24 protein-coding genes are annotated in these 23,095 nt (G+C 39.2%); 23 read left to right on the top strand and 1 reads right to left on the bottom strand.

The window, feature by feature from the left end; genetic code table 11:
- Window positions 1–79: 79 nt before the first annotated feature.
- From MHB49_RS31060 to MHB49_RS30955, 22 genes are all read left to right on the top strand, one after another.
- Window positions 80–487, top strand: a complete 408-nt coding sequence (locus MHB49_RS31060) for a TIGR03826 family flagellar region protein (RefSeq protein WP_405154147.1) — start codon at window positions 80–82, stop codon at window positions 485–487.
- 152 nt (window positions 488–639) lie between these two features.
- Window positions 640–924, top strand: coding sequence for a flagellar biosynthesis anti-sigma factor FlgM (gene flgM / locus MHB49_RS31055; RefSeq protein ID WP_405154146.1), 285 nt, complete (start codon window positions 640–642; stop codon window positions 922–924).
- Window positions 925–935: 11 nt separating this feature from the next.
- Window positions 936–1,439: a flagellar protein FlgN gene (locus MHB49_RS31050; RefSeq protein WP_405154145.1), complete on the top strand. Its 504-nt coding sequence runs from the start codon at window positions 936–938 to the stop codon at window positions 1,437–1,439.
- Between the two features lie 19 nt (window positions 1,440–1,458).
- Complete coding sequence (flgK, locus tag MHB49_RS31045; RefSeq protein WP_405154144.1) at window positions 1,459–3,015, top strand: flagellar hook-associated protein FlgK; 1,557 nt, start codon at window positions 1,459–1,461, stop codon at window positions 3,013–3,015.
- A 25-nt stretch (window positions 3,016–3,040) separates the two neighbouring features.
- A complete protein-coding gene (flgL, locus tag MHB49_RS31040) occupies window positions 3,041–3,961 on the top strand; it encodes a flagellar hook-associated protein FlgL (protein ID WP_405154143.1) in 921 nt (306 codons plus the stop codon).
- A gap of 17 nt (window positions 3,962–3,978) precedes the next feature.
- Complete coding sequence (locus MHB49_RS31035; RefSeq protein ID WP_379384292.1) at window positions 3,979–4,548, top strand: DUF6470 family protein; 570 nt, start codon at window positions 3,979–3,981, stop codon at window positions 4,546–4,548.
- Window positions 4,549–4,651: 103 nt separating this feature from the next.
- On the top strand, window positions 4,652–5,080 hold the full coding sequence (gene fliW / locus MHB49_RS31030) for a flagellar assembly protein FliW (RefSeq protein WP_405154142.1): 429 nt from the start codon (window positions 4,652–4,654) through the stop codon (window positions 5,078–5,080).
- A 1-nt stretch (window position 5,081) separates the two neighbouring features.
- Window positions 5,082–5,327 (top strand): carbon storage regulator CsrA, encoded by a 246-nt coding sequence (gene csrA / locus MHB49_RS31025; protein WP_405154141.1) that lies wholly within the window; start codon window positions 5,082–5,084, stop codon window positions 5,325–5,327.
- A gap of 143 nt (window positions 5,328–5,470) precedes the next feature.
- Window positions 5,471–6,292 (top strand): flagellin Hag, encoded by an 822-nt coding sequence (hag, locus tag MHB49_RS31020; RefSeq protein WP_405154140.1) that lies wholly within the window; start codon window positions 5,471–5,473, stop codon window positions 6,290–6,292.
- Between the two features lie 178 nt (window positions 6,293–6,470).
- Window positions 6,471–8,345 carry a glycosyltransferase gene (locus tag MHB49_RS31015; RefSeq protein WP_405154139.1) on the top strand — a complete coding sequence of 625 codons (1,875 nt, stop codon included), beginning with the start codon at window positions 6,471–6,473 and terminating at the stop codon, window positions 8,343–8,345.
- A 52-nt stretch (window positions 8,346–8,397) separates the two neighbouring features.
- Entirely contained in the window at window positions 8,398–11,715 is a 3,318-nt protein-coding gene (locus MHB49_RS31010) for a glycosyltransferase (RefSeq protein WP_405154138.1), read from the top strand.
- Window positions 11,716–11,761: 46 nt separating this feature from the next.
- Complete coding sequence (gene rfbF, locus MHB49_RS31005) at window positions 11,762–12,535, top strand: glucose-1-phosphate cytidylyltransferase (protein WP_405154137.1); 774 nt, start codon at window positions 11,762–11,764, stop codon at window positions 12,533–12,535.
- Window positions 12,536–13,615 (top strand): CDP-glucose 4,6-dehydratase, encoded by a 1,080-nt coding sequence (gene rfbG / locus MHB49_RS31000; protein ID WP_405154136.1) that lies wholly within the window; start codon window positions 12,536–12,538, stop codon window positions 13,613–13,615. It abuts the gene before it with no gap.
- A 13-nt stretch (window positions 13,616–13,628) separates the two neighbouring features.
- A complete protein-coding gene (locus MHB49_RS30995; protein ID WP_405154135.1) occupies window positions 13,629–14,858 on the top strand; it encodes a methyltransferase domain-containing protein in 1,230 nt (409 codons plus the stop codon).
- 22 nt (window positions 14,859–14,880) lie between these two features.
- Entirely contained in the window at window positions 14,881–15,615 is a 735-nt protein-coding gene (locus MHB49_RS30990; RefSeq protein WP_405154134.1) for a cephalosporin hydroxylase family protein, read from the top strand.
- A gap of 25 nt (window positions 15,616–15,640) precedes the next feature.
- Window positions 15,641–16,174 (top strand): dTDP-4-dehydrorhamnose 3,5-epimerase, encoded by a 534-nt coding sequence (gene rfbC, locus MHB49_RS30985; protein WP_405154133.1) that lies wholly within the window; start codon window positions 15,641–15,643, stop codon window positions 16,172–16,174.
- A complete protein-coding gene (locus MHB49_RS30980; protein ID WP_405154132.1) occupies window positions 16,171–17,094 on the top strand; it encodes an NAD-dependent epimerase/dehydratase family protein in 924 nt (307 codons plus the stop codon). The genes rfbC and MHB49_RS30980 overlap by 4 nt, the downstream gene beginning before the upstream one ends.
- Complete coding sequence (locus tag MHB49_RS30975) at window positions 17,094–18,287, top strand: class I SAM-dependent methyltransferase (RefSeq protein ID WP_405154131.1); 1,194 nt, start codon at window positions 17,094–17,096, stop codon at window positions 18,285–18,287. The genes MHB49_RS30980 and MHB49_RS30975 overlap by 1 nt, the downstream gene beginning before the upstream one ends.
- A gap of 158 nt (window positions 18,288–18,445) precedes the next feature.
- Window positions 18,446–18,835, top strand: a complete 390-nt coding sequence (locus MHB49_RS30970) for a flagellar protein FlaG (protein WP_405154130.1) — start codon at window positions 18,446–18,448, stop codon at window positions 18,833–18,835.
- 13 nt (window positions 18,836–18,848) lie between these two features.
- A complete protein-coding gene (gene fliD / locus MHB49_RS30965) occupies window positions 18,849–20,330 on the top strand; it encodes a flagellar filament capping protein FliD (RefSeq protein WP_405154129.1) in 1,482 nt (493 codons plus the stop codon).
- A gap of 23 nt (window positions 20,331–20,353) precedes the next feature.
- Window positions 20,354–20,740 (top strand): flagellar export chaperone FliS, encoded by a 387-nt coding sequence (gene fliS, locus MHB49_RS30960; RefSeq protein ID WP_405154128.1) that lies wholly within the window; start codon window positions 20,354–20,356, stop codon window positions 20,738–20,740.
- Window positions 20,733–21,089: a hypothetical protein gene (locus MHB49_RS30955; RefSeq protein ID WP_405154127.1), complete on the top strand. Its 357-nt coding sequence runs from the start codon at window positions 20,733–20,735 to the stop codon at window positions 21,087–21,089. The genes fliS and MHB49_RS30955 overlap by 8 nt, the downstream gene beginning before the upstream one ends.
- 98 nt (window positions 21,090–21,187) lie before the next feature.
- Here MHB49_RS30955 and MHB49_RS30950 read toward each other — a convergent pair whose 3' ends face one another.
- Entirely contained in the window at window positions 21,188–22,330 is a 1,143-nt protein-coding gene (locus MHB49_RS30950; protein ID WP_405154126.1) for a hypothetical protein, read from the bottom strand.
- A gap of 326 nt (window positions 22,331–22,656) precedes the next feature.
- Here MHB49_RS30950 and MHB49_RS30945 point away from each other — a divergent pair, with 326 nt between their 5' ends.
- On the top strand, window positions 22,657–22,854 hold the full coding sequence (locus MHB49_RS30945) for a cold shock domain-containing protein (RefSeq protein ID WP_024631599.1): 198 nt from the start codon (window positions 22,657–22,659) through the stop codon (window positions 22,852–22,854).
- The last annotated feature ends 241 nt before the right edge of the window (window positions 22,855–23,095 follow it).

Genomic DNA, 23,095 nt, shown 5'->3' with positions numbered 1-23,095 from the left:
TGGACTTGAAGTGAGAAAATAAGGTAATGTATAGTTATTATCCATTCGGAAGAGGAAGTTTGAGAGGGGCGTTTTAGCGATGAATCTGGGTAATTGTCCGCGTTGTGGCAGATTATATGCGTTGAATTTTCGGGATGTATGCTCGAACTGTATCAAGGAAATTGAACTGGAATACCAGACTTGTGTGGATTATCTACGCGAGAACAAAGGCACTAATATACAGGAACTATCCGATGCAACGGAGGTTTCAATTAAAAACATTACGAAGTTCATCCGGGAGGGACGGATTTCCATCGAAAACGCCCCCAATATGATGTATCCTTGTGAAGTATGCGGAACCCTTATTCGTGAAGGGCATATGTGCGACTCCTGCCGGAATCGTTTGACGAAAGATTTGGCTGGAGCGGCTCGGGAAGTAGGCCAGAAGGATAACGGCAATATAGGCGGCCGAACCTACAATGCTGTCGACAAACTGCGCGATTCATAGGAATGAGGGCTTAAATACAAGTTTTGCTATAACAAATGTTTTGGAACGTACCGATAAACTTATTAAAGATTATCGGTTTTTTTTATTATCCTAATCGTTCGAGAACATAAAGATAATGTGAAAATCCTAAGGTGGAAGGAAGTGCAATTCGTATGAAAATCAATGAACCTAATAGAATTGGTGCAATCAATTCATATCAGAGGAACGTTGAATCCAATCAGCAGGCTGATGCCAAAAAGAGCCGCCGTAAGGACGAGGTATCCATTTCTCCGGAGGCGATGAAGATGCTTGAGGAACAAGCTCGTACACAGGATGCAGGACGTTTACAACGGATACAGGAACTGAAAGAACAGGTAAGTTCGGGAACTTACCAAGTGGACAGCAGCAAGCTTGCTGACAAGTTACTGCCATACTTTAAGTCTTTTGATAAGGAATAGGTGATCACGTAATGGCAGCACTGGACAGATTAATTGCAGTTTTGCAGCAAATGGAACAAAGTCACCGCGAGATGCTGGCACTCAGCGAGATCAAGAGACAGGTTATTGTCAAAAACGATGTGGACCAACTCATTTCTCTGATGAATAAGGAATCCAAGTTTATGAAACAGCAGGAGCCACTTGAGAGCGAACGATTGAGTGCAGTTCATGAACTGCTTCAGGAGCGGGGCATCAAGTCGATGCTTAACCTGAATATCACAGAGATCTCCAAGCTGATCTTTGATCCGGCTGATAAACAGCGATTGCTTGAAGTCCAGAAACAGCTAGCGGGAACATTGCAGGAATTGAAAGAAATTAATCAATTGAATCAAAAACTGATCGAGCAGTCATTGATGTTTATTGATCTCTCAATGGACATATTTGCTTCTCGGCCGGAACAGGATGCCACATATCAGCATCCTGCTGATAAGAACGGTAATCCAGGGCGAATCGGTCTTTTTGATACACGTGCCTGATTAATTAGGGGGAAACAAGGTGACATCTACTTTTCATTCAATCGAAACGGCTAAACGCAGCTTGTTCACGCAGACGACAGCGCTTAGTACAACAGGACATAACGTGGCAAATGCCAACACCGAAGGGTACTCCCGGCAAAAGGTAAACATGCAGGCATCTATTCCTATGGAGCCGTTTGCATTTTTACACAGTACAACACCAGGACAACTCGGAACAGGGGTGGAGTTCGATTCCATTACCCGTGTGCGAGAGAAATTCTTGGACGATCAATATCGCAATGAAAATACCAACTTTGGCAGTTGGACGATTCAGCGAGATACCCTTGAGAAGCTTGAAGCTATTGTAAATGAACCATCCGATACCGGATTTCGGACAGTTATGGATAACTTCTATAAATCCTGGTCCGACCTGAGTAAAAATCCGGAGGATGTAACGGCACGTCGTATTGTAAAAGAGACAACACTTGCTCTGACAGATGCGATGAATCAGATTAGCCGCCAACTGGATGCACTCAGCCAGGATTTGGATAACAATATTGCGGTCAAAGCGAACGAGATTCAGGGTTACCTTGGTAACATTGCCAACCTCAATAGTGCGATTGTGAAAATTGAGTCGCTGGGTGACAATGCCAACGATTTGCGTGACCAGCGTGATCTGATGTCAGACAAGCTCTCCAAAATCATGAATATTACCGTTACAGATTCTCCGCAAGGATACCAGGTTCAGATGAATGGTCAGGCACTCGTTACAGGCGGTGCAGTACAAGTAGCGGTAGATCCTGCTTTTCTGAATGCTGCGTATACAGCAGGCACGCTCACCAACGGCGAGGTTCACGGCATGATCAAGTCCCGAGACACTTTGGTGAGTGATTATCAGAAACAAATGGATGACTTAGCTAATACGCTTGCCAACGGTGATATTGAGATCACCCTTCCAGCAGGCTCAGTCCTGCCAGACAATACTGTTCTGGGTGGGGTGACATATACAGGGGCTGCACGTACCCTGGCAACTGATCTGAAGGTTACAGTCAAAGGTCTGAACGGTCTGCACCAACTTGGGTATAGCATGGATGGAACGACTGCGCCAGGAATTCCATTCTTTACCGCTTCGGGTGGTGGAACAGCAATTACAGCTGGCAATATCTCATTAAATGCCGCAATTCTCGCTGATCCGAATAAGATTGCAACATCTTTAAGAACAACTATCGATTCCTCGGGAACAGAGACCGTAATCAAGGGGAATAATACGCTTGCCAATCTGCTTGCCAACCTTAAAGATACGCCGATGAAATCAGCTGACGGTTTGCGTAATGCGACGGTTGGTGCTCAGTTCAGTGCCATTGTGGGACAACTTGGGGTCCAATCTCAGGAAGCGGCACGTCAGACATCTAATTCGGAGTTTCTTGTAGAACAAGTAGATACTCGCCGACAATCGGTTAGCGGTGTTTCCTTGGATGAAGAGATGGCAAACATGATCAAATTCCAGCACGCGTACAGTGCGTCTGCACGTTTTATGACCACTTACGACCAGTTGCTTGATAAATTGATTAATTCTACTGGTACCGTTGGCAGATAATAAGAGGGGACTGACATAGAAGACGATGAGAATTACAAATAATATGCTTAGCTCACAGTTGGTGCTCAACTTGAATCGCAATGCACAGCAAATGAACAATACACAAACTCAACTGGCAACAGGCCGTAAAATCAATAAACCTTCTGATGACCCTGTAGGGATAACTTACTCTCTTCGTTATCGTGCTGAACTTTCTTCCAATGAGCAGTATCAAAAAAACGTGGATAGCACGATTTCATGGTTGGAATTTAATGATACGGTGATGGACCAGACGGGAAGTGTCATTGGACGTCTAAGGGAGCTAACAGTGCAGGCAGCTACCGGAACTAATCCCCAAGAGGCACTGGATAGCATTAACGAAGAGGTAAAGCAACTTAAGGCACAACTCGTTGATATTTCAAACAGTAAGCTGAATGGGAAATACATTTTCAATGGCGAAACCTATGATCAAAAGCCTTATGATTTTCCAGCAAGCGCGGATGGTTCATTTGATACAACCAATGCAGCTGCGGTAATAACCGACCCTGGCAAAATCAACTTCATCGTTGGTGAGAGCATACAAATGCCGATTAACGTAACCGGAAATGAGTTTTTTGGAAACTCTACAGAAACAGACAATTTATTTGTTATCTTTAATACGATTAGCCAAGCTCTTACAGACGGAAACTTGGGTGAATTGTCTAATCAGCTTGATGCGATTGACAGTCGTACAGATAAAATTTTGGCTATTCGTGCTGAGGTTGGGGCTAAAACGAACAGGGTTGATCTCATGCAAGGAAGATTGAGTGATCTTGAGGTTAATCTGACCGACCTGCAATCGAAAGTGGAGGACGCAGATTTTGCCGAGTTGTCTATCCAATCCAAGATTCAGGAAAATATCTATAATGCTTCGTTATCTACAGGTGCCAAAATTATTTCTCAATCTTTGGTTGATTTCCTTAGATAACTAGGAAGGGTGATCCTTTGAAAACTCTCCCTATCCTACAGATTCATACAACACCTTCTGTGTTGCAAATTGATGCCGATCTAGGTCAGTATTCCATTCGTCAGCCTAAGGCAGATGTTCAAATGACGACACGTCCGTCGAAGCTGACCGTGGAGAGCCATCCGATCCGATTCGAGGTAGATCAGAGTAGGGCGTTCTCCGCCTATACGGGTGGAAACATGATTGATATGAACGCACGCATCTATTCGGGGATCGAGAAAATATTTCTTGAAAACATGGCTGAACGTGTTGAGCAGGGTAATGAATTGGCTGCTATTCATAAACCGGGTAATACGATTGCCAACATTGTAGGTACTAACTGGAAATCAAAACCTTTTCCTGAAATAAGGACGCCTGCTTCCATGGATAACGTCGATATACGAATTGAGACTCGAGCGCCGAATATTCGTTTCGAATCGGCTGTCTCTGAAATGAACGTTACCGTGAACAAACCAGAGATTGAGTACCATCGGGGGAAATTGGATATCTATGTGAAGCAGTATGCTTCAATTCAATATACTCCGCCTGCTATAGATATAGGGATGTAGTAGTTATAATAGAGCTATAGACGGTCTTCATTGTAGACTTCTATGGCTCTTTCTGTATAAAATCTTCGCCAAGGAGGCGCTTATTATTAATATTCAGACAAGCATGTGGGGAGAACTTGATGTTAGAGAAGAAAATATATATCACTTTTCGAAAGGTTTGCCTGGATTCGATGAAGAGACTCAATTTGCATTAATTCCATGGGAGGGGACTCCCTTCATCTACTTGCAGTCTATAAAGGAACCTGACTTGTCTTTCTTGCTAGTAAGTCCTTTTGTTTTCGCACCGGACTATAGTTTTGAGCTTCCTGAGGCAGATCGTGCTGAACTAGAGATTAGTGAAGAGGTTTCCGTATACTCAATCGTAACCATTCAATCAGAAGTGAGTAGATCCACGATGAATTTACTTGCACCCGTGGTACTTAACCCGAGTAAGAGAACAGGAAAACAAGTGGTTCTTCACCAGTCATCATATGCAACACGTCATCAGATCTGGCCAGCCAAAGATACAAATTCAGTGAAGGGTGGGGCTTGAGATGCTGGTATTGTCACGCAAAAAAGGAGAGTCCATTATCATCCAGGATCATATTGAAGTGACTGTACTGGCCGTAGAAGGGGATACAGTGAGGATTGGCATTTCCGCTCCTAAGCACATCGATATTTTCCGTGAGGAGGTTTACGCGTCTATCCAGGAGGCAAACCGCGAGTCTGCGACACCCCTTGCACCTAACGTCAAGGCATTTATGGAATTACTCCGTGAAACGGAAAATAAAAAAAAATAAAAAAATTCCAATTTGCTATAAACAGTTCCTCACAATCTGTCGATATATAATTTAGACGCTGCTTCGGCAGGGCGGCCGACCTTAATGTCGCGGCGTTTACCACAAGGATGTGGAACTAACTTATTTCAGGGAGGAAACACTCAATGATTATCAACCACAATATCGCTGCGATGAACACTCATCGCCAACTGAATGCAAACACAACTAACACAAACAAAGCTATCGAAAAATTGTCTTCCGGTCTTCGTATCAACCGTGCAGGTGACGATGCAGCAGGTTTGGCAATTTCCGAAAAAATGCGCGGACAAATCCGTGGTTTGGACATGGCTTCCAAAAATGCACAAGACGGTATCTCTTTGATTCAAACTGCTGAGGGTGCCTTGAACGAAACGCACAGTATCCTGCAACGTATGCGTGAACTTGCAGTTCAATCTGCGAACGATACTAACACAGATGCTGACCGTGTTGAACTTCAAAAAGAAGTGACAGAACTGACTTCTGAAATTGATCGTATCTCGACAACAACTGAATTTAATACTAAGAAGTTGTTGGATGGTGCTGGTGCGACTGCTGTAGTGTTCCATATCGGGGCTAACACAGGTCAAAGTATTACTTTGAATATTGGTAACATGGGAGCTAGTTCTCTGGGCGTTGCTGCTGCATCGGTAAGTATCGCTAGTCAAACAGGCGCGAACGCTGCGATTGGTACCCTGGATGCAGCAATTGCATCCGTATCTGCTGAGCGTTCCAAATTGGGTGCGAACCAAAACCGCTTGGAACACACAATCAACAACCTGGGAACGACTTCCGAAAACCTGTCTGCTGCAGAATCCCGTGTTCGTGACGTAGATATGGCGAAAGAAATGATGAACCAAACGAAAAACAACATCCTTGCACAAGCTTCCCAAGCGATGTTGGCGCAAGCAAATCAACAGCCACAAGCTGTACTGCAATTACTTCGTTAATCTTATATTGGAGAGCCGTCGAGAATTATCTCGACGGCTTTTTTGCAGTTATTAGCCAATCTTTTATAGGAATTATTTGCTTGTTCTAATTCCTTCCAGAATTCTAAATATTGTAGATACTTTTACCGATATACATAGTTATAGATTTAATTCGTAATTGCGAAATGAGAGGGAACAAATGTCGAAAACTATTGGATTATGCATGATTGTTAAAAATGAGCAACAATTTCTTAGACGTTGTTTGGATAGTGTGAAAGATAAAGTTGATCAGATTGTTATTGTTGATACAGGTTCCACAGATAATACACTCTCGATCGCTAGGGAGTACACAAAAGATATAGTTCAAATGGAATGGATTAATGACTTCTCGGCAGCTAGAAACGAGTCTATAAAACATGCACACACTGATTACATTCTTGTACTGGATGCTGACGAATATTTGGAACAAACGACGAATTTGGCAGAGGAGCTACAATCCGGCGCAGACTATTATTTTACAAGAATATTTAATCTTATGTCAGGTGATCGGGGAATGACCCATCTGGCTATCCGTATTTTTAAGAATAAAGTAGGGCTTTATTATCAGAATCGGCTTCATGAACATTTGAACACGAATGAAAAAGAAGATCAATTAAAAGCGGGATACGCCAATCTTACGATTATGCATACTGGCTATACTGACGAGATGATGGAAAGCAGAGAAAAAGCTCAGAGGAATCTTGCGCTCATGCTAGTAGAAGTTAAGGAAAATCCGTCTGTCTATAACTTCTTTAATATGGGGAGAACCTATATGTGGCTGAATGAGCACGAAAAGGCTATTAAATATTTAAAAAAGGCATATCCATTGAGTAAAGACCTCACGATTGCTCCAGAATTGGTTGCATCGTTGTGCAGGAGTCTTGGTGAATTGAAAAGATATGAAGAGGCTCTTACCGTTTTGGAACAAGCTGTGGATGTATATCCAGCAGAAGTTGATCTGCTTCATTTGCAAGCACTATTCTATATGGAGATTGGTTATTATAAAGATGCATTTGCTTGTATGAACAGATGTCTGGAGATTGGTGACCAAGGTATTTCATTCACAGAAGGTAATGGTACGTACATCGCACATTTAAGACTTGCAGAGTGGTATACATCCCGAAATGAATATATAAAGGGATATGGACATATTACAGAAGCGATTAAGTTGAAAAATGATTTTTTACCCGTGATCGGAAAGTATTTTGAAATTGTAGAGAAAGCGGGGCTTCCTCAGGAAGAGGTATTTACAAGCGCCAACCATTTATTCTCAATAACTAGCAGCAAACAGATGGAGAAGGTACTAGAAGCACTTTATCAGCTAAGGCATCCGCTCTTGCAGAGATATCTGACCTTATATAAGATAACGGTTCAGGATCATGTCATGGCTGTTGCAAGTCAGTATGCGAAGAACTACAATCAAGCCCGGGAGCTATGGTTAGGTTTACATGAGCAAGAAGAGCAAAATGGAGTGGATATACTTTTATTAGCGATTCTTCTCAAAGATGAGGTGTTATTCAAGAAGGCTTCGCCATTACTTAATCTAAGTGAAAAAGAAAAAAAGTTCCTAGCCAGCGTTGTACAGAATGGATCAATTGATAAGGTAAGTTTAACAACTTATATGGAAAGTATTTTAGAGCGAATGCTGGTTCAACTAATCCGTTTACAAGAGTTCGAAGTAATGGAGACTATACTTGATTATTTATGGCATGGGTGTGTTGAAGTCAAGATTAAGGTGTGTGAGCATCTGGCAGCCTATGGTTTTAGTGAAATTTCTATTGACTTATTAATAGAGTTGTTTAAGCAACATCCAAGAAATATAAATATTATAAAGTTATTGGGTGATATCTGTCTCAGAACCAATTATATACAGGATGCGCAACTATTCTATAACAAACTGCTTGAAATAAATGAAGAATATAGTTCGTATGAACGGATTTATAACTTATATGATAAGTCCAATAATCAAACTGAGAAAATGAGTATAACCAGAGTAATACGGCAGAAATTTGACTTGTGTCTGTGGGTAAATTAGGTTTTCCTGAAATAGTTTGTTTTAACTTAAGGCTACTACAAGGGGTGCAAAGATGAATTATAACAGGGAGCAATATGAACAAGAAAAAAACTACATTAAGAGACAGATTGAAAGTCTCATTAATCAAGGTGACATTGATAATAGCAAAATTCTAATTAATGAATTTCAGGCGCTTCAGGGAATTGATGTAGACATTTTGAATATGAAAGCTATTGTTTCTATTATAGAAAATAATCTGGAAGATGCAGAAAAACTTCTCTGGGAAGCCATTGATTTGAGCTCGCATCATAGTGATGCTTTTGTTAATTTAGCATACGTATATGAAACTCAGGGAGAGAACACCAAGGCTTTTAATTTTTATTGTCTCGCTTATCACAAAACAACAGATGCACACCGGAAAGAGGAGTTGGGTTCCAAAATACAAAAAATCCAATTGACGGAAAATGGCGTATTCAGAAAATTTGTGGTGTTATCTTCATGTTTTTGGGGAGAGATGCTACATAGGCCCCATCATATATCAAAAGGATTATCTAGATTGGGCTATTCAGTTGAATATCTCCAACCAGTTGCTACAGCTACTCCTTCTAATAGTAATGTTTCTATTGCTAATTTGATGGAGTTTAGTAACAGCAATATTAGAAATATAGACTTAGTAAACATTATCTCTCCTATTTCTGTAAGAAGAATGGATAATTCAATCTTAGATAACTACTACGAGATCATTCAAAATATAATAGATCAGTCAGAAGAAGAGATTGTACTTATCTGTTACTTGCCATCTCAAATAAACATTATTGATAGATTAAGTGGTAATTTCAAAGTGGTTTATGATTGCATGGGTGATCATAGTGATTTGGAATATTCTTATCAAAGCAACAAGAAAGAACAAGAATATGAGAATTTGATGTTGAGAAGGGCAGAAGTTGTGACGGCAACTAGTTCGGCGCTATACCTAACAAAAAAAATCAATAATGACAACGTTTATTTGTTGAGGAACGCAGTTAACATTGAAGATTTTATGGATGTAGAAAAAAGTATGCCCTCTGAATTATTCCGTATTCCTGAGCCCCGGATTTGCTATATTGGTACTGTAGACGGGCGGTTTGATGAGGAGTTTTTTTACAAACTGGTAAGAAGCAATAAAGATAAATCATTTGTCGTTATAGGGAATACCGTAGAAGGCATGCTGACGAAAGCAGAAGACAATTTATATATTCTCGGCGTGAAAAAACATAGTGAGTTGAAATCATATTTGCAACACATGAACGTTGGAATTATACCTTATAAAGATGATACTGAAGTAAGCATAAACTGTGATCCGATAAAAATGTATGAATATGTAATAAATGATTTACCTGTGGTTGCAACTAATATGCCTGAATTAATACTTGAACTGAATTCCATCAAAGTAAGCAGAGGCTTTGAAGCATTTAATCAATTTTTAAATGAAGCATTGGAGTTGAAGATTGATTGGCAGTTACGAAATGAATTTGTTTCTTTAAATACTTGGGCTGTAAGATGTGAACAATTACTTAAGATTTTGAATGGAGAAGTGCAACAATATTCTGAGGAATTAGTATTGGCCGATCTGCGGGAAAGATGGCTCGAGAACATTAATGTAACACATAATCCTCTACTTGAATCCTTATTTTCACTTACATTCGCTAAAGCTGATGTTAAACAATATTTTAAATGGGCTAATGAATCTTATCAGAATTTGAAGATTCCGTTTACATTAAAGAATTATATTCAGTCTGCAATCTTGAATGGTCACATCGCAGAATGTGTGAACAATATTATAGAGGATACTAATGTAAGGGAAATAGACAGAGCTGAGCTTCGATATTTGTTTGAAAGTAATGAAATAAATTATTTGAAGATTCGTTTATTGCACATTGTAGGCAATTATTACGAAATTAGCAACTTAATGAATTCTTATCCTGTTGCCGACAATGAATATTTATATAATCTGGCTAATTATTGTTATGATATTGGACGTTATGATCAATCCATTGAAGAGTACAACAAAATTCCGAGTGATTTTTTATACGAAAGTCCAATTTATAATAAAAATATGAGTGAAATACTTATAAGTAAGGGGGAGATTTTAGAAAGCAGAAGATTCAAAGAGAAGGAAAAAATGGTCGTTTCTAGATATATACAACAATTTAATGTTCCGACTGAAAAGAAACGCCTGAGATTTAGTGTAGTTATACCTACAAGAAATAGCCCAAATGTATTGAAACATACATTGATGACTTGCTTGGATCAAAACTTTTACAATTATGAGATTGTTGTTGGAGATAATAGCAGCAATGATTTAACGAAGTTATTAATAGAAGAGTTAAATGATTCCAAAATTAGATATTATAAAACCGAAAGTGAATTAAAAATGACGGACAGTTTTAACTTTGCAATTAGTAAGGCAGAAGGAGAGTATATTCTAGTGCTTGGTTCTGATGATGGTATGCTGAAACATGCTCTAAAGACACTAGATGACATAATCTACTCAACAGATGTAAAGATACTACACTGGAATTCCGTTTTTTATTGCTGGCCTGACGTTAAGTTGGAAGGGCAGGAAAATTTAATTCATATTCCTAAAGTACCACCAGGGAAAGTGAATTTAAATACGATAAAATATAGTGAAGTTGTTAAATATGTTGGGAATTTTGAATTACCATACAACGCTATGCCAATGCTTTACTGCAATGCGGCTGTACACAGAGACCTAGTATTGGAATTGAAAGAGTTAACTGGTCAAGTTTTCAATGGACTAATACCTGACGTTTACTCTGGATTTGCACTGGCTTCCATTCAGAAAGAATATACTCATATAGATGCCCCCATTACTATTGGAGGATCTTCAGGGAAAAGTACAGGTATATCTTTTGTAAAACCGAATCTCGATAATGAATCTAAGAAAATTCATCAGGACTTTTTAACTCTGAATAATAATGGAGTAAATCGATATAGTATCATTCCTGATGTGCCAAGTGTTGCGGTAGCCGTTGCAGAGGCATGTTTAACAGCTCGTAGTTCATTTGGAGAGAAGAATCTGAAATATGATTTGAATAGAAAGAAGATGTTGGAACAATGTGCTGAAGAACTGAAGGCTTCTGGTTCTAACCTCCCTATTTATTTGCAAAAAATTTATGAAAGTCTAGCTGACGATACTCATCTCCAACAGTGGTTTGTCGAAAATTATATTGAGAATTATGACTATTATGAAAAGGCTGCTAAAAGATTGGATAGAACGTATCAAAAAGGATTCAGCCCAAACGGAGATCTTGTACTGGATTTGAGCGACTTTAACATAACCGACGTTTATGGTGCAGCGGTAATGTTTAGCCGTATTACCGGGTGGTAGATGTAATGAAGTTCTGGAAAATAGACTAGCATGGGAAGTGAAATAGATGAAGGCTGTCATTCTAGCGGGAGGTTACGGTACGCGAATTAGTGAAGAAACCCACCTAAAACCGAAGCCAATGATTGAAATTGGTGGGAAGCCTATTCTATGGCATATTATGAAAAACTATTCTCATTATGGTATAAGCGATTTTGTTATTTGTTTGGGATATAAGGGCTATTTAATAAAAGAGTATTTTGCTAATTATTACTTGCACATGTCGGATGTGACTTTTGATATGAAAAATAACGAAATGCAGGTACATCATAATACAAGTGAGCCTTGGAGGGTGACTCTTGTAGATACCGGATTAGAAACAATGACAGGAGGCCGCTTGAAAAAGGTAGAAAAGTATGTAGGAGATGAAACTTTTTGCTTTACGTATGGCGATGGTGTCAGTGACGTTAATATTACTGATGTTATTAATTTTCATCGAAATGCCGGAACCAAAGCTACTTTAACAGCAGTGCAACCCCCTGGACGTTTTGGTGCAATAGATATCTTAGATAATAGTAGAATAACAAGTTTTGAGGAAAAACCTCAAGGGGATGGGAACTGGATAAATGGAGGGTATTTTGTTCTCGAACCTGAGGTTTTTGATCTGATCGATGATCCTACAACAGTTTGGGAGCTTGGTCCGATGGAGAAGTTGGCAAATGATAATCAATTATCGGCATTCAAGCATAACGGTTTTTGGCAACCTATGGATACGCTAAGAGATAAAGTTAAACTGGAAGAATTATGGAGCTTGAGAAAAGCACCGTGGAAGGTGTGGGATTAAATGGTGTCTAGTTTCTGGGAGTCTAAGAAGGTATTAATCACAGGACATACAGGATTTAAGGGAAGTTGGCTAGCGTTATGGTTACAACATTTAGGGGCTGATGTATATGGTTATAGTAGCTTCCTTCCGGTTAGCCAGCCTAATCTATATGAAATTGCCCAAGTGTCCGAGAGTATGAATTCTATGTATGGTGACATTTTGGATTTCGAGAAATTGCAATCTTTTATTCTTAGAATTCAACCAGACATCATATTCCACCTTGCAGCGCAACCCCTGGTACGTGAATCGTATGCTGATCCAGTTGGAACATTCTCTACAAATGTTATGGGGACAGTGAATCTATTAGAGATTGCAAGGCATATTAATTCAGTAAGAGTTGTTATAAATGTAACAACTGATAAATGTTACCAGAATAATGGGGGTTCGCTTCTGGGTTTTGTAGAAAACAACCCATTGGGAGGACAAGATCCTTATAGTGCTAGTAAAGCATGCTCTGAACTTGTTACTTCTGCATATGAACAATCCTTCTATTCTAACAATGGAAAGTTATTGTCCTCTGTAAGAGCGGGGAATGTGATCGGCGGCGGTGATTGGGCTATTGATCGTATCATACCGGATATTATTCGCTCAGTAATAAATGGGGAAGTAATGGAAATTAGATATCCTCATGCTGTTCGACCTTGGCAACATGTGTTGGATTGCTTGGATGGGTATCTATTGCTTGCTCAAAACATGTGGAGGTCTGGAAATAAATTCACAGGTGCCTGGAATTTTGGCCCTGGGGAATCTTCAATTTTGTCAGTGGAGAAATTAATTGAACAATGTAACAGACATTTAGGAAATAGACTTAAATGGAATTGTGAATCTGAGATACAGTTGTATGAAGCTTCCCGTTTGGTTCTGAATATTGACAAGGCAAAGAAAATGTTACAGTGGGAGCCCAAACTAAACATAGATCAGACGATAGAATGGACTATGGACTGGTATTTGGGTTATATGAACAATAGTTTTGAGCACAAAACGCTACAGCAAATAAAGGATTTTGAAAAAATAAAAGAAAGAAAAATTGCCTTAGCTTAAGGAGAATGATTTAATGTCAATTGAGAATTGCCGTTGTTGTGGAGCTGCATTAAATACTGTTTTTCTAGATTTGGGGATTTCACCACTGGCTAATTCATATGTGAAGTCAGAAAATCAAATGGAGAATATGTATCCATTGAGAACGTATGTTTGTGAAGTCTGTTTCCTTGTTCAAGTGCAGGAGTATGAGTCACCTGAACATATATTTAGCGATTATGCATATTTCAGTAGCTATTCAGATACTTGGCTAAACCACTCTAAAAATTATGTTCAACACATGATGGATAAGTTCCATTATACAAACGAAACACAAGTGGTTGAAATCGCAAGTAATGACGGATATTTACTCCAATACTTCAAAGAAAAAGGGGTAGCGGTACTAGGCATCGAGCCTGCGGAAAACGTAGCAAAAGTCGCTGTTAGCAAAGGTATCGAGACTTCAGTGAATTTTTTTGGAACTTCAGTAGCAAAAGAATTAAAGAAAGAGGGAAAGGAAGCAGATCTGCTTCTGGGAAATAATGTACTTGCACATGTCCCTGATTTGAATGATTTTGTTGCAGGCATGAATATATTGTTAAAGCCTCAAGGCACTATTACAATGGAATTCCCTCATCTACTTCAACTTATAGAGCATAATCAATTTGATACGATATACCATGAGCATTATTCATATTTTTCACTCACTACAGTTATTCGACTTTTTAAGCAGCATCATCTAACTGTGTATGATGTCGAGCAATTGAGTACTCATGGTGGATCTATTCGTATCTACGCAACTCATTCAGAAAACCCAGACTTACTAATTCAACCGTCTGTTCATGCACTGCTTGCTAAAGAAGATGAGCTGGGGATGACAAATATCGAGATGTACAGAGGGTTTCAAACAAAAATTGTCCAGTTAAAGCGAAAAATCACAAAGTTTCTTATTGAACTGAAAGACGGAGGAAAAGTTATAGCAGGTTACGGTGCCCCTGCTAAAGGTAACACTTTACTCAACTACTGTGGTATTGATTGCGACATGATTGATTTCACTGTGGACCGAAGCCAATATAAACAAGGTACTTTTCTGCCTGGATCACGAATCCCAGTAATTTCTCCAGAGAAGTTGAAATTAGCTCAACCTGATTATGTATTAATTTTACCGTGGAATTTAAAGGACGAAATTATGGAACAAACTTCATTCATTCGTAAATGGGGAGGTAAGTGGATTTTACCTATACCAGATATACACATTGTCGAATAACTGAAAAGGGATGTGAGCACACATGGATAAAGAACGCTTCGAGTTAGAGAAAAAAGAGAATATGAAACGACAAGCTGCTGATACAAAGTTGAGGAATACTGTGCATGATTTTATTCTTCAGCAAACGGCACATAACTATACTTACAACTTCACATGGTTGGGACTGCCTATTATTCAGTTCCCGCAAGATATTATTGCTCTGCAAGAAATTATTTGGAAAGTGAAACCTGATGTAATTATTGAAACAGGTGTTGCACGTGGAGGTTCAATTATTTTCCATTCATCTATGCAAAGATTAATTGGCAAGGGCGGAATAGTCATAGGCATAGATATTGATATTAGATCTCATAATAGGGAAGCTATAGAGAATCATCCATTTTCGGATTGTGTCCATTTAATTGAGGGTGACTCTACTAGTGTTGAGGTTATAGATCAAGTAAAGGATATTATCTCTGAACGTAAATGTGTGATGGTCATACTAGATTCTAACCATACTCACGATCATGTTCTAAAAGAACTAGAAGTGTTTTCTCCATTAGTTTCCAATGGGAGTTATCTAGTGGTATTGGATACTATTGTTGATGACATGCCGGATCACTTTTTCAAAGACCGTCCGTGGAAAGCTGGAAACAGCCCCAAAAGCGCTGTAAGGCAATTCTTGCGGGAAAACAATCGCTTCATAAACGATAAAGATCTAGAAGATAAACTTTTAATAACTGTTGCTCCTGAGGGGTATCTGAAATGTATAGCTGACTAGTGAACATTCAACGGAGGAATACTGGATGAGATTTACAGAAACGGCTTTGCCCGGAGCTTATCTTATAGAATTAGAGTTACTGACAGATGTAAGGGGACATTTTGCTAGGGCTTGGTGCCAAGATGAGTTTAAGTTACATGGACTTGAGAGTGCATTTGTTCAGTGCAATATCTCATATAACGAGAAAAAGGGAACTCTGCGAGGATTACATTATCAGACTACTCCCTACGAAGAAGTCAAAATAGTTCGTTGTACGAAGGGGGCTATTTATGATGTTATCGTTGATCTGAGACCTGGTTCTCCCACCTATAGACAGTCGCTTTCTTTTGAATTATCGGATACAAATTACAAAATGCTTTACATCCCCAAAGGTTTCGCACATGGTTTTCAAACATTGTCTGATCATACGGAAGTTTTTTATCAGATGAGCCAGGTTCATAAAGCAGAGTATGCACGTGGAATCAGGTGGGACGATCCTGTGTTTAATATAGAATGGCCTAAAGTAGAAAAGAGAATCATGTCAGAAAAAGACCAGAATTATAACGAGTATCGCCCATGAAAAAAAAGATAATTGTGACGGGAGCAAATGGGTTTATCGGGAGCCATGTAATAGATGCATTGGGGATTACTGGGGACGAGGTGTATGCTATTTCCTCAAAAGTTGAACACAAAATAAATACCAGTAATGTTACATGGCTGAAAGCTGATTTGCTTGATGATAATCAAATTGAGAAAATCTTCTCTATTGTCAGTTCTCCCACCCATCTTCTGCATTTGGCATGGGACACCACACCAAATCAATATTGGAACTCATCTTCAAACTTCAAATGGGTTAGTGCAAGTCTTTCTCTATTTGATCGTTTTCGTGTAGCTGGAGGTAAAAGAATAGTAGGGGTAGGCTCTTGCGCAGAGTATGATTTAAGTCAAGGATTATGCAGAGAGTCTGAGACTCTCCTGAATTATAATACTGTCTATGGATCGAGTAAAAACTCACTACAGCATATGCTGATGACATATTCACAGCACTATGAAATTTCCAGTGCCTGGGCGCGGATCTTTTATCTATATGGCCCTCGTGAACATCAATTGCGTTTGGTTCCTTCGGTTATTTTATCTTTGCTGGATGGTAAGAAAGCGAAATGTTCACACGGACAACAGATTCGTGATTATATGTACGTTAAAGATGCGGCCCAGGCATTAGTGAAGTTACTAAGTGGTGAAAGTAATGGACCCGTTAATATTGGTTCTGGCAAGCCGATTAGCTTGTCTGAAATTATATATATAATTGCTGATATTCTTCAACATAGAGAATTAATCCAGTTAGGGGCAATCCCAACCTCAGTTGAAGAACCTAAGATCGTTCTGGCCGATATAACTAAGCTGATAGAAAATACGGGTTGGGCTCCATCCACGAAGATGGAAGATGGGTTATATGAAACTGTTCAGTGGTGGAAGTCTAGTCTGTTTGGAGGCAAGTAATGTTGAAAAAAAATCATTGTCCTATATGCCAGTCATCTAGTTTAAGCGACGTACTAAAACGTAGTAGTATTCCTGTTTACCAAAATGTCCTGATTAATAATTTTGAGGCTGCAAGACAAATTCCAAGAGGTGACTTGGAAATTTTGGAGTGCAAGGAATGCGGGTTTGTTTACAATAGTGTGTTTGATACTAACAAAGTTGTGTATGGTAGCGACTATGAAAATACACAGTCGTACTCGACATACTTTAATAGTTATTTAGATGAATTGGTAGAAACACTCGTGACCCAAAAAGGTGTCAGCAATCTCAATGTAGTAGAAGTTGGATGTGGAAAAGGCGGCTTCTTAAAGAAAATAGTTGAGGCTGGGAATAATTATGGATATGGGTTTGACCCAAGTTACATTGGACCCGAAGTAGATTGCGGAGGCAAATTGAGATTTGAAAAAAAGCTATACAATGAAGAGAGTGCTAGTTTTAAAGCCGATGTAGTTCTTTGCCGACATGTTATTGAACATATCTCTGAACCTGTAATTTTACTTAAATCTATTAGAAAAGCATTGGTTCACTCTCCCCAAGCCAGAGTGTTTTTCGAAACGCCCTGCGTTGACTGGATTTTCGAAAATAAAGTTATGTTTGATTTTTTCTATGAGCATTGTTCATATTTTAATGAGAAATCGATTTCCAAGGCATTTGAGTTTGCAGGGTTTGAGGTTGTGAGTATAGATCGTATATTTAATGGGCAATACATGTGGTTGGAAGCAAGACCTGTTGAAGATAATAGAGAATTGAAAAATTTGTCATACACAAAGTATGTTGACCCAAGAGGCCTCGGGTTTTCCAAAAATGAATTTGAGTGGAAGCGTAAGGCATTGGAGCAGGTTTCTATATATTCTTTAGGAGGAAAAGTTGCTCTTTGGGGAGCCGGCGCTAAGGGAGTAACGTTTTTGAATTTAATTGATCCAGGAGTGGAATATATTGATTGTGTCATAGATGTAAATCCCAACAAGGTAGGTAATTATATACCTGGAACTGGTCATGAAATAATTGGGATTGAAAGTTTAGATAATAGAGAGTTCTCAACGATTATTATAACGAATTCCAATTATCTAGATGAAATCAAAAAAATAGTTCAACAGAAGATACTTAATATAAACCTTGTCGATATTGAAACATGGTCTGCTCAACAAGAATGACGTTCCGGAAAAAGAACGGGAGCGAAGATATTTTATACAAATCTTAGTCTTCAATAATCTTTTTATGAGGAAGAGGCATTAAAAATTGAGTTCTATTATTCAATGTCGAACCTCACTAGCCGATAAATATAATAAATAATTCCATCGGAGGATGAACGATGAATCTACAATTTTCACTTTCGACGAATATGGTGAATGGAACGTCAGGTTCAATAAGTCAGCCAAGCGATATACCACAAAATCCAAACAGTAAACTTTTGCAGGCAGTCAGGAATGGAGTAGACCTGTCCAAACTTGAACAGCAAGGTGTTAGCATTCCATTTGGTGACGAGCAGCTTATCAAAGCGATTGACAGGGCGGTCAAAGCTCTTCAGGGCCCTACGACCACCTTGGAAATGAGCGTTCATGAGAAAACGCACCAAATTTTGGTGAAAGTGCTTAACAAGGAAACAGGTGAACTGATTCGTGAGATTCCGCCAGAAAAAACGTTGGACTTGGTAGCCAAGATGATGGAAATAGCAGGGATTTTAATAGATGAAAAGGTATAGGGGGCTGGAGTAGATGGTTTCTCGAATTAATGGGTTTTCAGGTATGAATATCGACGACATGGTTAAATCGCTTATGACAGTCAAGCGGGCTCCACTAGATAAGTTGAACCAGCAAAAACAAATCCTCGAATGGACGCGGGACAGCTATCGGGAAATAAACAGCAAAATTGTTCAGTTGAGTGATAAGTTGCAGAAAATGAGTTTTTCTGATGCCACAAACACTCAAAAATCAACGGTAAGTGGGAATACGGCAGCTGTTAGGGCAGAAGCAACAGCGGAGGCAAGTTCTGTTCCCTTTTCAGTTACAGACATTAAGTTGGCCAAGCAGGCTCAAATGCAAAACGATACCAGGCTGGAAATTGCAAATCAGCCTACTGCTAAGGTTACGCTTGGTACCACTTTAGCTGAAATTTCAGGGACAACCGATCCCACATACGATCTGAATATCAATGATAAATCTGTGACTTTCCTTAATACAGATTCTTTATCTGTAGTTATAGCGCGCATTAATTCAAGTATACCAACGGTAACAGCAAGTTTTGATGAAGTGAGCGGCAAACTTTCAATAACATCAAAAGAGTATGGTAAAGCCATTTCAGATACAGGGGCAGACCAAACTCCGCAATCTAGTTCACTGAGTACTTTATTGGGATTAACGAAATCCCCTCCAAAAACAGGTGAAGTTTCAATAACTAATGGTACAGATTCTGTGACCTATACACTAAATGATAACAAATTAAAGATTAATGGCATTAACTTGACTTTTTTAGAAGAGACAACGGCGGCTAATCCTTCTAAAATTACGACACAGTCCGATCCGACCAAGGCCGTAGAGACCATTAAATCGTTTGTGGACACATATAACGAATTACTTGGATTGTTGAACGGAAAAATATCAGAGCAAAAATTCCGCGATTTTCCACCTTTGACAGCGGATCAAAAGAAAGATATGAAGGAAGACGATATTAAAAATTGGGAAGAAAAAGCCAAGAGCGGACTGTTGAAGAATGATTCGATTCTAAGCGCGGCTGTAAACTCAATGAGAACGATTATCACAGGAAATCTAAAAGCGCTAAGTGAAGCGGGGATTACAACAGGGCAGTATTATGAAAAAGGCAAGCTGCAGATTGATGAAACCAAACTCAAAAACGCTCTTACGAACAATCCTGATAAAGTTCTAAGTATTTTCCGCGGTTCCGTTTCAGACATAAATAGTAAACCTTTGTTTAGTGAAATGCGTAGTGAACTTAATTCTACTCTAGACATGCTCGTGAAAAAAGTGGGTACGTCGAAATTGGACTCCAATGCCAGTATGACACTGAAGACGGAAAGTATCATGGGTGAGCAGTTGAAGCAATACAATAAAAGATTATCCGCTATGGAACGAAAAGTTTCAGATTGGGAAACACGATACTACAAGCAGTTTGCTGCTATGGAAAAAGCTATGAGTCAATTCCAGTCTCAGTCGTCCAGCTTAACGAGTTTTTTACAATAATTAATGAGGAGGAATAGCTTAGTATGATCTCATCTCCTTACGAGAAATATAAACAGTCTTCGGTACAAACCTCTACTCCAGGTCAATTGGTGATCATGTTGTATGATGGGGCCATCCGGTTTGCGAAAACGGGTCTGGAAGGAATTGAAGCTAGAGATTACTCCAAAGCGAATTTAAACCTAGGCAAAGCTCAGACTATTATCAGTGAGTTGATGTCTACCTTAAATCACTCCTACCCTGTAGCTAAAAATTTATTTTCGCTCTATGAATATATGAACTATTTACTGATTCAAGCGAACATCAAAAAAGAAGTTAAGCACGGAGAAGAGGTTTTGGGTTACTTGCAGGAACTGCGGGAAACTTGGGTTGTTGCTAGCAAACAAGTGCCAGGAACTCTATCGAATGAGTAGCCATAAGGCAGAGTTGGATACGGTTCTCAACCAACTTTCAGAACTAACCCTGAAGTTTACCAGCGAATTGGAAAGCAAAGTTTCTGAGGACGTAGAAAACTTTGTCGATGAGCGTCAAATTTTAGTGCAGAAATTGCAGAAAATTGTTAATGATCAAGAGATAAGTGATTTGCAAAAAGAAGAACTCAAGCTTATTTTGGCGTATGACGTGAAAATAGAGGAACGCATGTCGTCACTCAAAAATGCAGCGCAAGAATGGTTGCTTCAGCGAAATGTAGCGAAGACACAACGTAGCGTGTATGAAGCCAAGTATGCGACTGAAAGTTATCTTATGGATAAACGAAAGTAGTATAAAGTTAACCGATGATTATGACAAAGACCCGTACTGTACATTTGTGCAGTTTCGGGTCTTTGTTGTTAATGAGGTATGAAACTTGCAATGGACTATCAATAAATATTTGTAAAATCGATTAAATCGTCTTCTTCCTCATAATTAAACACTAATGTGTGTTTCCCCAGTCTGTAGGTCATTTCATATCCGCCAACCGCTTCGTTATAATATTCATAATTAGGTTTACCCAACCAGAGCCGCACATTTTGTGGAGCAAGGTTTTGTTTCTCGTTGTAAAGTTGTAGGATGGCTACCCGCGATTTGGCATTAAGTTCGTGCATATACGAATCAAAGCCTAAGCCAAATTGAGGGTAGTAATAAAAGGCTCCCCATTCCTCGTTTCCACGAGACTTAGGTTTATTTAGATTGTTTTGCACGGACTTGAGAGTCATTCCAATCTTGATGTCAGATCGACCTGGCAACATGCCCTTTGATGCTGCGGCCTTAAGACTCTCCAGATAAGCACGATCCCCCATCCCGGAGTTTGGCCAAGATGATTGATCCAAATAACGGGTATCGCTGAGACGCAGCTCCAGCTTGTTAACATTTAGCTTGAATGTATCGACTGCATACTTGAACTGCATATTGTTATAATATTTGAATTGTACTCTGGAGCCTGACAAACTGCGGATACCATTATTTCTGGAAGCCCAGTATGTGTCGGAAATCTTTTTGCCTTTATTGTCGGTGAATTTTATTGGTTGTAACACACCAGAACGGATTATATAAGTGTGCACCTCATTGAAGTTGGAAGTCCCCCAATCTGTAAGCATTAACATGTCAGGTGTTCCTGATTCTTTTCCTTTGATTGTATAATTCCAGGTCTGAGGCAAAATAATGGTTTCAATGGGTAACTTAGTTGTTTGAACGGTTCCATACTTAGCTCCTTTTTTTAGAAGCGCTGCACGATACGTTCCGGAATAACTTTTGTCGCCTATTTTATTGTTTGTCCAGTCATTAGACTCTGTAAGAGTATATTTCTGCTCATCATCCGCGAATAGATAAACGGTATAAGACGTTTGATTTGCATCCCGCAGTGTAAAGGAGATACGGCTTTTACTTTTGAGTTGATCGGCAGAGATTTGTTTTTCTTTTGCAGCGGCAGTTGTCGGTAGCATTAGTAATGTGCATAATGTGATACTTGCGAAAGTTAGTATTGCTAGTAAAGTCCACTTTCTGTAATACTTTGAATAAATCATCGTTGATTCTCCTCTGGCTATTGTAGTAAAAATATGTAATATGAAACTCTATGAATTGTATCATTTTTGCTGTTATCCGCACAGTAGAGGAATTCCAATTAATCAGTAATTAATATTTAAAAATAGTCTTATCATTCGTCTAGTAAACTGATATATTAGCAATACTCCATCGTTCAACAAAATCCCCAATTAACCTACAAAAAATTCCAAGAAAACATTTACTTTACCAATTGACAATGGATAACTTTGGATGGTATAGTCTGAATTGTGGGCAAGGGTCTTTGACACAACCTCACTTCATTTGATGACGAAGGGAATGTTAGTGCATGCAAGGTAAAGTAAAATGGTTCAACGCAGAAAAAGGTTACGGTTTCATTGAAACTGAAGACGGCGGCGACGTATTCGTACATTTCTCCGCAATTCAATCCGAAGGATTCAAAACTTTGGAAGAAGGTCAATCCGTAGAATTCGACATCGTCGAAGGCGCGCGTGGACCGCAAGCAGCTAACGTAATCAAATTATAATCATCCGGACAATCCGACCTACATATATGGTTAGATGGTTACCAATTGAATTATCGCTAGCATCAGACTCCGGTTTTTCCGGGGTCTTTTTTTGTTCTAATAGATTCGGGATTTGCGATCAGTTTGCGTGTTAATAGAGGGATGAATCTGATAGGTTCAAGGTGTAGTTTTAAGTTCATTTTACATAACAGATTGAGCAAGCTTAAAAACGGTTAATTACATCATCAAGTGCCTAATAAGA

This window comes from Paenibacillus sp. FSL K6-0108 (genome assembly GCF_045040695.1).
Classification (GTDB): Bacteria; Bacillota; Bacilli; order Paenibacillales; family Paenibacillaceae; genus Paenibacillus; species Paenibacillus pabuli_B.
The sequence above is the reverse complement of the archived record's forward strand: the minus strand, read 5'-3'. Positions and strand labels throughout refer to the sequence as shown.

Coding starts and splice junctions, on each gene's coding strand:
- MHB49_RS31060 (WP_405154147.1), top strand. CDS start 80: ATGAATCTGGGTAATTGTCCGCGTTGTGGCAGATTATATGCGTTGAAT.
- flgM (WP_405154146.1), top strand. CDS start 640: ATGAAAATCAATGAACCTAATAGAATTGGTGCAATCAATTCATATCAG.
- MHB49_RS31050 (WP_405154145.1), top strand. CDS start 936: ATGGCAGCACTGGACAGATTAATTGCAGTTTTGCAGCAAATGGAACAA.
- flgL (WP_405154143.1), top strand. CDS start 3,041: ATGAGAATTACAAATAATATGCTTAGCTCACAGTTGGTGCTCAACTTG.
- fliW (WP_405154142.1), top strand. CDS start 4,652: ATGTGGGGAGAACTTGATGTTAGAGAAGAAAATATATATCACTTTTCG.
- csrA (WP_405154141.1), top strand. CDS start 5,082: ATGCTGGTATTGTCACGCAAAAAAGGAGAGTCCATTATCATCCAGGAT.
- hag (WP_405154140.1), top strand. CDS start 5,471: ATGATTATCAACCACAATATCGCTGCGATGAACACTCATCGCCAACTG.
- MHB49_RS31015 (WP_405154139.1), top strand. CDS start 6,471: ATGTCGAAAACTATTGGATTATGCATGATTGTTAAAAATGAGCAACAA.
- MHB49_RS31010 (WP_405154138.1), top strand. CDS start 8,398: ATGAATTATAACAGGGAGCAATATGAACAAGAAAAAAACTACATTAAG.
- rfbF (WP_405154137.1), top strand. CDS start 11,762: ATGAAGGCTGTCATTCTAGCGGGAGGTTACGGTACGCGAATTAGTGAA.
- rfbG (WP_405154136.1), top strand. CDS start 12,536: ATGGTGTCTAGTTTCTGGGAGTCTAAGAAGGTATTAATCACAGGACAT.
- MHB49_RS30995 (WP_405154135.1), top strand. CDS start 13,629: ATGTCAATTGAGAATTGCCGTTGTTGTGGAGCTGCATTAAATACTGTT.
- MHB49_RS30990 (WP_405154134.1), top strand. CDS start 14,881: ATGGATAAAGAACGCTTCGAGTTAGAGAAAAAAGAGAATATGAAACGA.
- rfbC (WP_405154133.1), top strand. CDS start 15,641: ATGAGATTTACAGAAACGGCTTTGCCCGGAGCTTATCTTATAGAATTA.
- MHB49_RS30980 (WP_405154132.1), top strand. CDS start 16,171: ATGAAAAAAAAGATAATTGTGACGGGAGCAAATGGGTTTATCGGGAGC.
- MHB49_RS30975 (WP_405154131.1), top strand. CDS start 17,094: ATGTTGAAAAAAAATCATTGTCCTATATGCCAGTCATCTAGTTTAAGC.
- MHB49_RS30970 (WP_405154130.1), top strand. CDS start 18,446: ATGAATCTACAATTTTCACTTTCGACGAATATGGTGAATGGAACGTCA.
- fliD (WP_405154129.1), top strand. CDS start 18,849: ATGGTTTCTCGAATTAATGGGTTTTCAGGTATGAATATCGACGACATG.
- fliS (WP_405154128.1), top strand. CDS start 20,354: ATGATCTCATCTCCTTACGAGAAATATAAACAGTCTTCGGTACAAACC.
- MHB49_RS30955 (WP_405154127.1), top strand. CDS start 20,733: ATGAGTAGCCATAAGGCAGAGTTGGATACGGTTCTCAACCAACTTTCA.
- MHB49_RS30950 (WP_405154126.1), bottom strand. CDS start 22,330: ATGATTTATTCAAAGTATTACAGAAAGTGGACTTTACTAGCAATACTA.
- MHB49_RS30945 (WP_024631599.1), top strand. CDS start 22,657: ATGCAAGGTAAAGTAAAATGGTTCAACGCAGAAAAAGGTTACGGTTTC.